14 protein-coding genes are annotated in these 13,204 nt (G+C 66.5%); 7 read left to right on the forward strand and 7 right to left on the reverse strand.

Annotated elements, in window-relative coordinates; genetic code table 11:
* Positions 1 to 164: 164 nt before the first annotated feature.
* Together ahpD and G6016_RS01165 are read right to left on the reverse strand one after the other, a co-directional pair.
* Positions 165 to 689 carry an alkylhydroperoxidase, AhpD family gene (gene ahpD, locus G6016_RS01160; RefSeq protein ID WP_182630877.1) on the reverse strand — a complete coding sequence of 175 codons (525 nt, stop codon included), beginning with the start codon at positions 687 to 689 and terminating at the stop codon, positions 165 to 167.
* Entirely contained in the window at positions 686 to 1,282 is a 597-nt protein-coding gene (locus tag G6016_RS01165) for a peroxiredoxin (RefSeq protein ID WP_182630878.1), read from the reverse strand. Before G6016_RS01165 ends, ahpD begins: the two co-directional genes overlap by 4 nt.
* Positions 1,283 to 1,436: 154 nt before the next feature.
* Here G6016_RS01165 and G6016_RS01170 point away from each other — a divergent pair, with 154 nt between their 5' ends.
* The gene (locus G6016_RS01170) at positions 1,437 to 2,372 is read left to right on the forward strand and encodes a hydrogen peroxide-inducible genes activator (RefSeq protein WP_182630879.1); all 936 of its coding nucleotides are present in this window, start codon (positions 1,437 to 1,439) and stop codon (positions 2,370 to 2,372) included.
* Positions 2,373 to 2,375: 3 nt separating this feature from the next.
* On the opposite strand, the gene G6016_RS01175 is transcribed toward G6016_RS01170, so the two are convergent.
* From G6016_RS01175 to gnd, 3 genes are read right to left on the reverse strand one after another with little or no spacing between them, the layout of a single operon-like run.
* A complete protein-coding gene (locus tag G6016_RS01175) occupies positions 2,376 to 3,344 on the reverse strand; it encodes a hypothetical protein (RefSeq protein ID WP_338403465.1) in 969 nt (322 codons plus the stop codon).
* Positions 3,341 to 4,612, reverse strand: a complete 1,272-nt coding sequence (locus G6016_RS01180) for a DEAD/DEAH box helicase (RefSeq protein WP_338403466.1) — start codon at positions 4,610 to 4,612, stop codon at positions 3,341 to 3,343. The genes G6016_RS01175 and G6016_RS01180 overlap by 4 nt, the downstream gene beginning before the upstream one ends.
* Before the next feature lie 47 nt (positions 4,613 to 4,659).
* On the reverse strand, positions 4,660 to 6,132 hold the full coding sequence (gene gnd, locus G6016_RS01185; RefSeq protein ID WP_182630881.1) for an NADP-dependent phosphogluconate dehydrogenase: 1,473 nt from the start codon (positions 6,130 to 6,132) through the stop codon (positions 4,660 to 4,662).
* 301 nt (positions 6,133 to 6,433) lie between these two features.
* Between gnd and G6016_RS01190 the strand changes: the two genes are divergently transcribed.
* Together G6016_RS01190 and G6016_RS01195 are read left to right on the forward strand one after the other, a co-directional pair.
* On the forward strand, positions 6,434 to 7,198 hold the full coding sequence (locus G6016_RS01190) for a hypothetical protein (protein ID WP_182630882.1): 765 nt from the start codon (positions 6,434 to 6,436) through the stop codon (positions 7,196 to 7,198).
* A gap of 209 nt (positions 7,199 to 7,407) precedes the next feature.
* On the forward strand, positions 7,408 to 7,746 hold the full coding sequence (locus G6016_RS01195) for a PaaI family thioesterase (RefSeq protein ID WP_380024253.1): 339 nt from the start codon (positions 7,408 to 7,410) through the stop codon (positions 7,744 to 7,746).
* A 147-nt stretch (positions 7,747 to 7,893) separates the two neighbouring features.
* Here the strand turns inward: G6016_RS01195 and G6016_RS01200 are convergent, their stop codons facing one another.
* Entirely contained in the window at positions 7,894 to 9,360 is a 1,467-nt protein-coding gene (locus tag G6016_RS01200; protein WP_241729634.1) for an NAD(P)/FAD-dependent oxidoreductase, read from the reverse strand.
* Positions 9,361 to 9,636: 276 nt separating this feature from the next.
* Here G6016_RS01200 and G6016_RS01205 point away from each other — a divergent pair, with 276 nt between their 5' ends.
* Entirely contained in the window at positions 9,637 to 10,956 is a 1,320-nt protein-coding gene (locus G6016_RS01205) for a class I SAM-dependent methyltransferase (RefSeq protein ID WP_182630884.1), read from the forward strand.
* 90 nt (positions 10,957 to 11,046) lie between these two features.
* Positions 11,047 to 11,526: a nitroreductase family deazaflavin-dependent oxidoreductase gene (locus G6016_RS01210; RefSeq protein WP_182630885.1), complete on the forward strand. Its 480-nt coding sequence runs from the start codon at positions 11,047 to 11,049 to the stop codon at positions 11,524 to 11,526.
* A gap of 51 nt (positions 11,527 to 11,577) precedes the next feature.
* Here the strand turns inward: G6016_RS01210 and G6016_RS01215 are convergent, their stop codons facing one another.
* Positions 11,578 to 12,060, reverse strand: coding sequence for a MaoC/PaaZ C-terminal domain-containing protein (locus G6016_RS01215; RefSeq protein WP_182630886.1), 483 nt, complete (start codon positions 12,058 to 12,060; stop codon positions 11,578 to 11,580).
* Positions 12,061 to 12,124: 64 nt separating this feature from the next.
* Between G6016_RS01215 and G6016_RS01220 the strand changes: the two genes are divergently transcribed.
* Positions 12,125 to 12,895, forward strand: coding sequence for a thioesterase family protein (locus G6016_RS01220; protein ID WP_182630887.1), 771 nt, complete (start codon positions 12,125 to 12,127; stop codon positions 12,893 to 12,895).
* Between the two features lie 123 nt (positions 12,896 to 13,018).
* Positions 13,019 to 13,204, forward strand: a 186-nt coding sequence (locus G6016_RS01225; protein ID WP_182630888.1) for an FAD-dependent oxidoreductase, incomplete at its 3' end; no start/stop codon positions are given.

Here is a 13,204-nt window from a genome sequence, read left to right on the forward strand (position 1 = left end):
CGAGGCCGCGGACACCTTCCGCGACACTTCTCTCGAACCTACTGCCGAAGGACGTTCTATGGGAGCCGGAACCCCGCAATGTATCCAGGTTGATGCCGGGAAGACAGGAAAAAGCCCCGCTGACTTCTGTCAGCGGGGCTTTCCCGATCACCGTTTCGGTGGAATCAGATGTTGGCGTCGATCTCGACCGCCTGAGCGACACCGGCAACGGTGGCAGCGATCTTGACTGCCTCCCATGCCTGCTCCTTGGTGAGGCCCTCCTTGCGGATAACCGCATCATGAGCGGCGGTGCAGTTCTCGCAGCCGTTGATCGTGGACACCGCCATCGACCAGAGCTCGAAGTCTGCCTTCTCAACACCGGGGTTGGCGATGATGTTCATCCGCAGGCCCATACGGACCTGGGTGTAGTCGTCGCCGAGGAACTCCTTGGCGCGGTACGACACATTGTTCATCGCCATGATTGAGGCGGCGCCCAGGGCGGCGTTGAATGCCTCGTCGGACAGATGCTGGCGAGCCTCGTCAGCGATCTCCGACAGCACGGTGGCCGAACGGGTCGCTGCGGCGGTCGCGAGGAAGGTTCCCCAGAGCTGCTGCTCGTTGAGCTCGGTGGACCGAGCGAGCGAGCTGAGGTTCAGCTTGAGATCCTTCGCAAACTCCGGGAGCCCGGACTTCAGGTTCTCGATGCTCACTTAATGCCCTCCTGCAGCATCTCCATCTTGTCGAGGTTCTTGGTGGGGTCGTTCTTCTGCCAGTTGCAGGCGCAGACCTCGGAGGACTGGAGCGCGTCCAGCACACGGAGAACCTCGTCGACGTTGCGGCCGACGGCGTCGGGGGTCACGGAGACGAACTGGATGACGTTGTCCGGGTCGACGATGAAGGTGGCGCGATCGGCCACACCATCAGCGTTCTCGACACCCAGGGCACGGATCAGCTCGTGCTTGATGTCCGACAGGAGCGGGAAGGGGACGCCCTTGAGCTCGTCGTTGGTCGCGCGCCAGTTGAAGTGCGCGAACTCGTTGTCGATGGAGCCACCGAGGACCTGCGTGTCGCGGTCCTGGAAGTCCTCGTCGAGCTTGCCGAAGGCGGCGATCTCGGTGGGGCAGACGAAGGTGAAGTCCTTCGGGTAGAAGAAGATCACGCGCCACTTGCCGGCGTAGGACTGGTTGGTGACAGTCTCGAAGTAGTCCTCGGGCTGCTGGGCGTTGACCTCGCGGAGGTCGCCACCCTTCAGGGCGGTGAGCTCAAAGTCCGGGAACTGGTCGCCAATGGTCAAAATAGCCATGTGATCCTCCTGATGATTGGGCCGCTGTGGAACGGACAAGACCCACTATGGCCCAGATCCGCCAACAGGTAAAGCCTAATGAGACAAGGATCACTCATAGAATTCGATGAATAATCGTCGACTTCATTTGAATAGTGGTTCTACACTCATTGGCATGCCCGATCACCGGTTTGTTCCAAGCGTGATGCAACTCCGAGTGTTCATCACTGTCGCCGAGCGCCTCCACTTTCGTAGCGCCGCGGAGGAACTGGGAATGAGTCAACCGTCACTGTCTCAGGCATTGGCCACCCTTGAGGAAGGTCTGGGCCTTCGTCTTGTCGAGCGTAGTACTCGGTCCGTGCTCGTGACACCCGCCGGGCGACGACTGCTGCCGTTCGCGCGCGCTGCGGTGACGGCGGTCGATGCGGTATCAGATGTGGCTGCAGGTAGTGGGGGATTGCTCTCCGGAACATTGCGAATCGGCGTCATCCCCACGGCCGCACCGTATTTGTTGCCGGGGCTGTTGCCAGCGCTCGCCGAACGCTTTCCCGATCTCAAGCCGAGGATCGTTGAGGACCAAACGGCACGACTGGTCGAGGGCCTACGAAGTGGGGTGATCGATCTGGCGATCATGGCTGTGCCGACAGACGCCTCGGGCGTCGTGTCCATCCCGCTGTACCAGGAGAAGTTCGCGCTCCTGGTGCCCGCGGGACATGACCTCGCCGGCGCGGTCAGCATTTCGCCAGAGGTTCTTGCCGATCAGCCACTCCTGCTCCTGGACGAGGGGCATTGCCTGCGGGAGCAGACGGTGGATCTGTGCCGCCGTGTATCCGTGCCGGTGCTGGGGCGGGAGGAGTCCCGGGCGGCATCGCTGACGACAGCAGTTCAGTGCGTGGCTGGTGGCCTCGGAGTGTCCATCGTTCCCCAGTCCGCAGTTGGCCCCGAGAGCCGGGACCCGGGAATCGGTGTGGCCACCTTCGCCGAACCCGCCCCGGGGCGGACGATGGGACTGTTCCTGCGGACCGCGAGCGCGGATGACGAGGCCTATGCCGAACTCGGGCGCGTGGTCACGAAGGTCGCACAAGAGGTGTTCGACGCCCAACCGGTCTGACTGTCAGGCGGACCCGACCGACGGTCGGGCGGCGTTTGCGTGTGCCGGCGTCGATTCATAGGCGAGCCGATCCATCGCGAGGAGGAGCCGTGAACGCAGAGCCTGGGTGAGGCTGATCCATCTCCGCTGGAACGCCACGAACTCGGTCCGGCCCCGCGCGGTCTCCACCGGGATCGGCGTGAGTCCCCATTCAGAGAGGTCATACGGCGACGAGCGCATGTCGACCTCGCGTGCATCGAACGCGGCCCGGAGGGCATCCAACAGCAACTCGCCGGGTGCGCCAGCTTCCATCAGGGCCGCATGTGCGTAGATGTCCATCCCCGCGTGCAAACATGCTGGCTGCTCGTGGTCGGCCTGCCCTGCGCGGGTGAGTCGCAGTTCGTTGAGAGGCTCTGCCGGTTCGGTGAAGAAGCGAAATGCATCGAAGTGCGTGCACCGGAGGCGAGAGCTCTCGACGACGTCGTCGACAACCTGTCGGGGGATCCGGAGCGGAACGTGATCATGCCTGGTCTCATCGGCGCCCGTGCGATAGAGCATTGCCCATTCGTGGAGGCCGAAGCATCCGGTCGCCCCTGCTCGCGTCGTGGTGGCCTCGACTATCTCGCGGGCTCGTCGGATTCTCGGCCCGCTTCGCGCGACGACGGATTCCGCGTCCACCATGAGCCCTCTACGCCCGTGAAGGGACGCCTGTCGGTAGTGGCGCCATTCCGTTCGCGCCTCGTGGTGGGCGTTTTCGAGAATCACGCCGGGGCCGGGATGCCAGCGACGGATGGTGCCGACACTGGTGCGGTAGTAGGTGAACAGAAAGTCCACTACGGGGTGCGGGGTCCCGCGCTGGCGGCGCTGCAGGTGGTCGGTGGTCAGCGAGTCAACGATCTCGTGGTGCCGATCCTCCCTCGACCGCCACAGGGCCTCCGGAATCAAAACAGGAGATCTGCGCACTGTTCGCGAGGGATCCAACTGTTCGGTCACGTCCGCTTTTTCCGCTTCGGTCGGTGCGGCCGGGATTGCGCCGGGCGTCGGGTGGACGCTCGCGGCGCGGGCTCCCGTTTGCGCCGTGGCGGCTGGATCCGAGGGCCGAACAGTCCCTCGAGCCGAGTATCAGAGGACGAAGCGTCGGCATCCACCTTCTCGACGGTCATGCCTGCTATCTCGGCCTGGGTGATCATCCGGCTGGCCTGGCCAGGACGCACGATGGCGGCGACGGTTCCGGCTGCCCGGCCGCCGCGCCCCGTGCGGCCGGAACGGTGCACGAGGTCGTCGATGGAATGGGGTGGCCCGACGTGGACGATGTGACCGATCGCCTCGAGGTCGAGGCCCCGGCCCGCGAGGTCGGTGGTCACGAGCACCCTGACGGATCCGCCGGCGAGTTCGGCAAAGGCGGCCGCGCGCCGGGTGGGTGAGGCTGAGCCCGACACTCCGGCGGCGGTCACGCCGGACTCGGCGATCGAGGTCCGGAGCGGTTCCACGGCGTCCCTGCGGGTAACGAAGAACAGGGCCCGTGTGCAGCGCGCGGCGAGCGCGGTGGCACAGCGTTCCGGGTCGTCCGCGGTGACGACGATCAGGTGGCGCGGCGACGTGGATACGTCCTGCTGCCGGATCGCCGACGGGGGATGCGGGTCACCGTCGCGTGGGGGATGCTGCACCCGGTGGATGAGAAGATCCGGACGACGACGACGAAGTTCAGACTCCACGTCGACATCTGCGGTGGCGGTGGTCGATAGCAATGTCGCAGTCTGGCAGTGATCGAGAAGGAGATCCGTCTGTTCTGTGAACGAGGCGCTCATCAACTGGTCGACCTCGTCCAGAACCACGATCCGGACATCCGACGTATCGAGATCCCCACCTCGGGCGAGGTCGACGAGCCGACCCGGTGTGCCCACGGCGATATCGACGGGGGCGACGAGCAACCGGCGATCCTTCGCCAGGGACTGGCCGCCCACGAAGGTCGCGGTGCGCAGGCCGGCACCGGCGCCGATCGCAGCGAGTACGTCCTCACTCTGAAGTGCGAGTTCCCTGGTGGGAGAGACCACGATCGCCCGCGGCCGGCCGGGAACGCTCGGTGCCCCGGCGATCCGGTGGACCACGCCGACGGCGAAGACCAGGGTCTTCCCGGAGCCGGTCGGAGCCACTGCCAGCAGATCCCGACCGTCTACGGCATCGCCCAGTGCCGCCGCCTGGATCGCGCTTGCCGTGCCCGGGACGATCCCGGACACGGCATGACGAACGGGGACCGCCACACCGAGATCGGTGAGCAGGCGATCCAGATTCGGAAGAGCGTCGCCGGTCAGGCCCGGACCTCCGAGCGATCGCCGCTCCACAGTGTGTGGAAGCTGCCGTCACGGTCGGTGCGCAGGTAGGTGTGGGCACCGAAAAAATCGCGCTGGCCCTGGATCAGGGCGGCGGGCAGCCGATCAGTGCGCAGGCCGTCGTAGTAGGCCAGTGCCGCCGAGAATCCGGGCGCGGGGATTCCAGCGGTTACCGCGGTGGTGACCACCCGTCGCCAGCTGTCCACGCAGTCGGCGAGGGCCTCGGCGAAGTAGGGCGCGGCCAGAAGCGTGGGAAGCTCCGGGTTCTGGGCGTACGCCTCGCGGATGTGATTGAGGAACTTGGCGCGGATGATGCAGCCGCCCCGCCAGATCGTGGCGAGATCGCCCCGCGCGATGTCCCAGCCGTGCTCGGTGCTCGCAGCAGTGATCTGGTCAAAGCCCTGGGCGTAGGCGATGATCTTCGAGGCGTACAGCGCCTTGCGCACGTCCTCGACGAACTCAGCACCGGCCTCCGACGGCGTGGACACCGTGCCCGAGGGGAGCGACTTACCGGCTTCGCGCTGTGGAACGGAGCTCGACAGTGCCCGTGCGAAGACAGCCTCGGCGATTCCGGTGACCGGAACTCCGAGGTCGAGGGCGGACTTGACCGTCCAGCGTCCGGTGCCCTTCTGACCCGCGCGGTCCACGATCACATCGACCAGCGGGCCGCCGGTGTCCGCATCGACCTGCGCGAGAACCTCCGCCGTGATCTCGATGAGGTAGGAGTCCAACTCGCCGGTGTTCCAGTCGCGGAACACCTCGGCCATGGGGCCGGGCTCGATTCCGGCGACTCCCCGGAGCAGGTGATAGGCCTCGCCGATCAGCTGCATGTCCGAGTACTCGATGCCGTTGTGGACCATCTTCACGAAATGGCCCGAGCCGTCGTCCCCGATGTGCGTGCAGCAGGGGGTGCCGTCGACCTTCGCGGAGATCGATTCGAGCATCGGCCCCACGACCTCGTAGCTCGACGCAGGGCCGCCGGGCATGATCGACGGCCCCTCGAGTGCGCCTTCCTCGCCGCCGGAGATGCCGGCGCCGATGAAGCGGATGCCGCGCTCGGCCATGGCCTTTTCGCGGCGAATCGTGTCGGTGTAGAGCGCATTGCCGCCGTCGATGATGATGTCGCCCTCGTCGAAGACGTCCGCGAGCGCGTCGATCACGGCATCGGTGGGGGCTCCGGCCTGCACCATCACCAGGGCTCGACGGGGGGAGTTCAGCGCGGCCGCGAACTCTGCGATCGACTCGGTGCGCACAAAGTCGCCGTCGGACCCGTGTTCGTTCAGCAGGGCATCGGTCTTGCCGGTCGAACGATTGTGGACGGCAACCGTATAGCCACGGCGAGCGAAGTTTCGGGCGATATTGGAGCCCATCACGGCGAGTCCGGTGACTCCGATATCGGCGGTTCCGGTGATGTCGGTCGCGGTCTGCGCGTCCTCGCGCTCAGTACTCATGAACTTCAGGGTAGACGACGTCATGCGGCACTGCGGACCTGCACCGATACCCATTCTGGGAAGGAGGTCATCCTGAGAGAAAACTATGAGATAGCTGACTGATCACCGTTGCACCCAGTGCAGACTTTGGCCAAATACTCGAAAATTCCTTGGAGATGACTGGTGATCTGTTGTAACACTTAGTACTGGGTTCGGTGACGGGCACCACTGCGGGACGGGGGGAACGGACCGCGCGGTGCTCATCTCCGAGGGGAAACCGGACCTTTTCATATGGGGATTCACACAGGGGGAAAGACCAGATATGACCAGCTCCATCCTGCCTGAGCAGATGGTCGGTATGCGCACGGTGTTCGAGGACACGACCGAGATTCTCGGTACGTTCCGGGCCGGATATCCGAAGTTCTATTCCATGGCGGATCTGGGCACTCAGTCCCGTCGCCGTTGGGTACGGCTCGAGGAAGCGGTGGACGGGGGACGTGTGGAACTCATGTTCCGCAACTACTTCGCCGATTCCGGTGACATGCGTTTCGCGACCTACCTCGTGGCAGAAGCGTTCACTCACGGGGTGCTCGGCCGGGCCGTCGCCAGCTTCGTCACGCTCGGCCGCGTCTGGGATACGGGCTCGGAGAACATGGCCGTGCGAACCGATATCGAAGGTGGACTGGACTGGGCGGGCGTGCGAGACACGACGCTGCGCGTCCTTCCGGACGATCAATGTGCTGGCTCGCCGGGGACCGTCGTCCTGCCGTGCGAGCAGGCCCTGGCCCAGTGGTTGGCCTGCCGGGCGCGGGGCACTCTGACCGAGGTGTTCGCCGGCCTGTCCGAGGTCAGTAGCTGCAGCCAGGACACTCTGTGGTCAATGGCCGGGGAGAGCGTCCTCGGTGCTGCGACCATCGTCCCGACCTTCGCTGGCACCAGCCCGGAGACGGGTTACCGACGTGGGCAGCTCGTTCTGCAGGCGCTGCACGATTCGGGGCTGGCGGTGCGCAAGCGTAGCGGCCTTCCCCGCACCCCGGGCGCCGGGCCGATCCCCGTGCGTGACCGTGGATGGCGCTCAGTTCGCTGACACCGGGGGAGGGCCGGATGCATCCAGCCGGTATGGCCGCGATCTGCCACCCGTACGGGTAGCCTCTGGACGGTCGCCCGGTTTCTCCGGGCCTGATGGGGGCCCGCTGCTGCCGGGCCTGGAGAAGAGGTCTGATGTCCGCGTCCGGTAACGAGTTCCTTGACAGGGTCCGCGAGCACGAAGCTGTGGGTTTCGGCGGCGTGGTGGGCATGAAGTATCTCGAGGTCACTCCGGACAAGGTCGTCGTCGAGGTACCTGTTGGCCCGCATCTCCACCAACCTCACGGGATCGTCCACGGCGGTGTGTACTGCGCGATCGCTGAGACGGTCGCGAGTGTGGCCGGCTCGGTCTGGGTTGGTGGAGAAGGACGGGTCGTCGGGGTGAACAACTCGACTGATTTCCTCCGTGCCGTCACCGAGGGCACGCTCACCGCGACCGGGACGCCCGTGCACAGAGGACGCTCTCAGCAGCTCTGGCGGGTGGAGATCGCGGACGACGATGAGCGGGTCGTCGCGGTCGGCCAGGTGCGACTGGCGAACCTGCAGTAGCGACACGGGCCTCGAAAGCGGGCCCGTGACAGAGATATGTGAACGCCCGGCGGAATGTACGTTCCGCCGGGTGTTCTCAGCTCGTGTGCCGGGCGCGTGGCCGACTCTCCGGACGCCCCGGGCCAGCCTGGGGCGTCCGAGTGCGGCCTAGCGTACGGATTCGGTATTGCGTCCGGCGGTGTCGGCGGATGCGTCAGATTCTGCCGATGTCCCGTTTCGGCGGGCTTCCTCGGCGGTGCGCACCGCGGCGGCTTCGTCGGCGGCGACACGCTCGATCGCCTGACGGGCATATACCCACTGCTTGGTGGAGGTCAGCTGCGAGCGGTGGTCGCCGCCCATGTGCATGCCCCACGAGAACATCGTCGTGACCCGGTTCTTGAAGCCGATCAGGTAGGCGAGATGGACGATCAGCCACATGACCCAGGCGATGAAACCGGAGATCTCGATCCGGCCCATCTTCACGACGGCGCTGTACCGCGACACAGTGGCCATCGATCCCTTGTCGAAGTACTTGAAGGGGGGCCTCTGGGCAGGTGACTTGCCCTTCTCGACCTCATTGATGATCTGCTTGGCGGCGTACTTTCCGCCCTGGATCGCGACCTGGGCGACACCCGGGAGATTGTCCAAGCTCATCATGTCGCCCACGACGAAGATCTCAGAATGCCCGGGCAGCGACAGGTCCTTGTTGACGAGAACACGTCCAGCCCGGTCGATCTCGGCGTCGGTCTGCTCGGCGAGCATCTTGCCCAGCGGACTCGCCTGAACGCCGGCTGACCAGATCTTGCAGGAGGCGTCGATACGGCGCACCGAGCCGTCGGGATCCTTGACCTCGATACCGTGATAATCGACGTCCGTCACCATCGCATTGAGCTGGATCTCCACGCCCATCTTCTCGAGACGGGCGCGTGCGGCGTTGCCGAGCTTGTTGCCGAAGGGCGGAAGGACGGCTGGCGCGGCGTCGAGCAGGATGACCCGGGCAGAGGCGGGATCAATGCGGCGGAAGCTGTCCTTGAGGGTGTGCTGAGCCAGCTCGGCCACCTGACCGGCCATCTCCACACCGGTGGGGCCCGCACCGACGATGATGAAGGTGAGCAGCCGACGACGCTCCTCCTCGTCGTCGATGACCTCGGCCTGCTCGAAACAGCCCAGGATTCGGCTACGGAGCTCGAGCGCGTCGTCGACCGTCTTCATGCCCGGCGCCCAACGCTCGAAATGATCATTGCCGAAGTAGGACTGGTTGGCTCCTGCGGCCACGATCAGGCTGTCGTACTCCAGATCAAACGCGATGTGTCCGGCGGTGGCGTGCACCCGCTTGTCCGTGACGTCGATCTTGTTCACGTCGCCCAGAACGACCGACGCATTCTCCTGGTCACGCAAGATCAGACGCGTTGGTGGGGCGATCTCACCAACCGACAGGATCCCGGTGGCCACCTGGTACAGCAGCGGCTGGAAGAGGTGGTGTCCGGTCCTGGCGATCAGCGTCACGTCGACGTCGGCCTTTTCCAGGTGCTGGGCGGCGAACAGGCCGCCGAAGCCGGAGCCGATGATGACGACACGGTGCCGACGGGGCACCGGTGTGGCGGCGGTGTCCTGAACAGATGCGGGCTCGGTCATGGTGGCTCCTGAGAGGCTGAATGGAAGTCGGGGCGCGATGGCCTCATCGGTGTTTATAGCCCGGCAATTTCGTGCGAGGGCACGGCTTCCAAGGATAGTGGTCGGGCGCACAGCGTGCACGCGAGGCCACGACTAGCAGGTGCAGGTGCCCCCGTCGTGTAGCCCTGCCACACCCGTCGAGTGTAGGCCGTCGACTTGGTCCGCCGCGCCTGCCGTGTTCAGCCCGTCGGTGGCGGTACCGTCCTGGGGCAGATGAGCCCAGTGAGGAGGGACCTGGTGGTCAGAGTTGAGCCACAACCCGTCGACCTGGAGCGCTGGCCGGCCCTGGCCGCACCTGCCGGACTCGGTGGGGCAGCCGCCGGACTCGTCGCCCAGGCCCTGCGCCGGGCGGCGCGGGACCTCGGGATCAGGATCGACTATCCGGATGCGTCGGCAGCGGGCGACTATGACGCTGACGTTCGGGTGGTGCTGCGTGAGCCGGAAAACTTTTGGGCGCGGCTGGTTGCCGATGGTGTCGTGGGTCTCGGCGAGTCTTTCATGGCGGGTGAATGGGCCACATCGGACCTCAGCGGGGCCATCACGGTGCTCGCGCCGTGGATCGCAACGAATCCGGATTGCGCGGATCCGGGGGAGCGGGCGTTCGGGCGCGACGGTCGGGGAGGCCGTGAGAGCAGGACCGGCTCCATAGGGGGACGGCGACGCGGCCGATCTTCATCGGTGTCACTGGAGGACTCGGTTCCCGGAGCGTTGACCTCGTTGTACGCCGACGAGACCATGTCCACCTCGGGTGCGGTCTTTGCCTCCGGGCCCCGGACGCGGACGCGGCTCGATGACGGCACGGACGTCGTCCACCTCGAGGCGCCGTCCCCGTCGCCTCGGCGCACGGATCTCGGGGATGCCCAGCGGCGATCTGCGGATATGTTGCTGACGCTGGCAGGGGTCGGGGAGGACGCCCGCGTGGTGGTCGCGACTCCGGGCTGGGGCGAGTTGCCCATGCGCGCCGCAGAGCGTGGCGCACTCGTGCGGACGATGACGGAATCCACCGAACGCCTCGCGGCCCTGGGTGCTCGGTTCGCCGCGGCCGGGCTCGCTGACACCGTCTCGCTTTTCCTCGGTGACGCGTCCGAAGTCGCGGGTGACGCCGATGCGGTGGTCGCCGTGGACCCGGGGGTAGATGCCGGGCTGGCCGGGATCGGCGAGGTGGTGCAGACCGCCGATCGACTACTGGTGTCCGGGGGCAGGCTCGCCATCCACACGGTGGTCTGCCCTGAGCGTCCGGAGCGCGCGGTGGTGGAGCTGGCGGCATGGGGGTCAAAGTACGTATCGGAAGCGGGGCCCGCCCCGTCGTGGTTCGACATCACAGATCTGATCGAGAAGTCGCCACGTCTGAAACTGCTCGGCCGGATCGAGGCCACCGCCCATCACGCGGACACGGTTCGCCTCTGGTCGGAGTCGTTCGCCCTCAAGGGCCGGGATGCAGCCGCGCTCGGATTCGACGCGGTCTATCGCAGGATGTGGGCGTTCCACCTGGCGGCGATGGAGGCTGGCCTTCGGACGGGCTGGGTTGAATCGGTCCAGATTCTGGCCCGGGCCTGAAGCTCTTCGGTCCGGGGTGCCTGTCCGGGAATCCGCCCGGGGACACCTGATCGGCGACAACCGCAGGCCGTACCGACATAATCTCCGACCATGACCAACATTTTCACCCCGGTCGCGATCTGGATCGGTCGACAGGACGCGACCCGCGAGAACTCCACCCTCGTGGTCGGACTCGACACCTGGCTATCCCGTGTCACCCGGGGACGGGTGCCGCTGCTCCGCGTGGCCGGGCTGCCCACGTTGACGCTTCACGTGCCCGGCCGTAAGACCGGGGCCATGCGGAATACGCCCCTGCTGTGCGCCTCGTGGAACAACGGGCTGATCATCATCGGGTCGAACTGGGGTGGGGAGAAGATGCCGGCGTGGGTGTACAACCTCCGTGCCGCCTCCGAAGGCCAGGTCGAGATGAGCGTGTACGGCGCGCGACTGCCCGTCGATGTCCGCGAGCTCTCCGGCTTGGACCGCGACGACGCCTGGGCGGCAGCGCTCCGGGTCTGGCCGAACTATGACATCTATGCCGGTCGCACTGACCGCACACTTCCGGTCTTCCACCTCACCCCGCGGCTGTAGCCGGTAGCTCACCCCGGCCTGACCCGCAGGCCGTCCGACGCGCAGGCCCGCTCAGGGCCGCCGCGCCACCATGTTCATCGCGGTGGCGGTGAGGATCGGGTCGCCGTCCTGGTTGACCAGCGTGACGTCGGTGGTGAGGATCCCGCGGTCCGGCTTGGTCCGCGACGGGCGCACGCCGGTGGTCTCGCAGATGAGGGTGAGGCGATCGTCGGGCCGCAGCGGACGGACCCACCGGAGCTCGTCGATGCCGGGGGAGGCCAGGCTCGCGACGCTGGTGAGGTAATTGTCCGCGAACAGTCGCATCATCAACGCCGCGGTCTGCCACCCGCTGGCGATTAGCCCGCCGAACGGGCCTGCCGCCGCGGCCTCCGGGTCCGTGTGGATGGACTGCGGATCGTAGCGACGCGCGAACTCCATGATCTCGTCGGCGTTGACCGACTCCTCGCCGAAGCTGTAGCGGGCCCCCTCGGTGTAGTCCTCGAGGTACCGGTCGTCGATCGGGGTGGTGAACTCGTCGTAGGTCTGGTTCTGCACTGGGGTCTCCATCCGACTGTGTAGGCTTTCCAGTTAATCACCATTCACCGGTTGGAGGTCGGCGATGGCCTATTTCGAGCGACTCGGTCCGGACACGTACCGGCCCACCGAGCACGTCAGCGGCGCCTGGGACATCACCACCCAGCACATCGGGCCCGCCCTGGGCCTGCTCGTACACCAGATCCAGCAGGACCTCGCCGCCCGCCGAGATGATCCCATGGTCATCTCGCGGCTGGGATACGAACTGCTGGGTGTGGTCCCGATGGACGTCGTGGACACGACCGTCGAGGTGATCCGCCCGGGACGGACGATCGAGCTGGTGGAAGCCACCTACGGTCACGGTGAGCGCACGGGGATCCGCGTCCGCGCCTGGCTCCAACAGCCCCGGGAGACCGGGCGGATCGCCGGCGTGGGCCTGGAGGGCATCCCGCGGCCCGAGGAGATGCCGGAATGGGACCCCACCACGCTCTGGGACGGCGGCTACCTGGCCTCCGCTCAGGTCCGGCGCACCGAGATCGCCACCGGTCACTCCGAGTACTGGGTACGCACCGACGTGCCGCTGCTCGGGGACGAGCCGGTGAGCGACCTCGCGCGGGCCGCCGCGCTGTTCGACATCGCCAACGGCATGGCCGTCCGCGCCGACCCGACCCGGGTCCACTTCCCGAACATCGACCTCACGGCCCATCTCGTGCGCGAGCCCCGTGGGCCGTGGGTCGGCTTCGAGACCCGCGTGACATTCGGGCCCGGCGGGCTCGGCCTGACCTCCAGCGTGATCCACGACCTCGACGGACCCGTGGGCACAGTGGCGCAGTCATTGACCGTCCGCCCGGGCTGACACCCGACCCACACCCGCAATGCGCCCGGTTAGCGGCGTGTCTCCCGTCCGGGAGGCGCACACTGGAGGTGTGAGTCGGGTGGACCGACCGCCCGGCTTCGCTTCCGAGAGGATGGGTCAGCCATGTCCGGTGACGAGGACGGCCGTCAGGTCGCGCCGGTGGTGATCGTCGGGGCGGGTCTGGCCGGCGCCAAGAGCGCCGAGGCCCTACGGCACGAGGGGTGGCGCGCGGACATCATCCTGGTGGGGGCGGAGCGGCACCTGCCGTACGAGCGGCCACCGCTGTCCAAGGGATTCCTCGGCGGTGAG

The sequence above is a fragment of the Dietzia aerolata genome (assembly GCF_014144865.1).
GTDB classification, from domain to species: Bacteria; Actinomycetota; Actinomycetes; order Mycobacteriales; family Mycobacteriaceae; genus Dietzia; species Dietzia aerolata.

Coding starts and splice junctions, on each gene's coding strand:
- G6016_RS01165 (WP_182630878.1), bottom strand. CDS start 1,282: ATGGCTATTTTGACCATTGGCGACCAGTTCCCGGACTTTGAGCTCACC.
- G6016_RS01170 (WP_182630879.1), top strand. CDS start 1,437: ATGCCCGATCACCGGTTTGTTCCAAGCGTGATGCAACTCCGAGTGTTC.
- gnd (WP_182630881.1), bottom strand. CDS start 6,132: ATGAGTACTGAGCGCGAGGACGCGCAGACCGCGACCGACATCACCGGA.
- G6016_RS01190 (WP_182630882.1), top strand. CDS start 6,434: ATGACCAGCTCCATCCTGCCTGAGCAGATGGTCGGTATGCGCACGGTG.
- G6016_RS01195 (WP_380024253.1), top strand. CDS start 7,408: ATGAAGTATCTCGAGGTCACTCCGGACAAGGTCGTCGTCGAGGTACCT.
- G6016_RS01200 (WP_241729634.1), bottom strand. CDS start 9,360: ATGACCGAGCCCGCATCTGTTCAGGACACCGCCGCCACACCGGTGCCC.
- G6016_RS01210 (WP_182630885.1), top strand. CDS start 11,047: ATGACCAACATTTTCACCCCGGTCGCGATCTGGATCGGTCGACAGGAC.
- G6016_RS01220 (WP_182630887.1), top strand. CDS start 12,125: ATGGCCTATTTCGAGCGACTCGGTCCGGACACGTACCGGCCCACCGAG.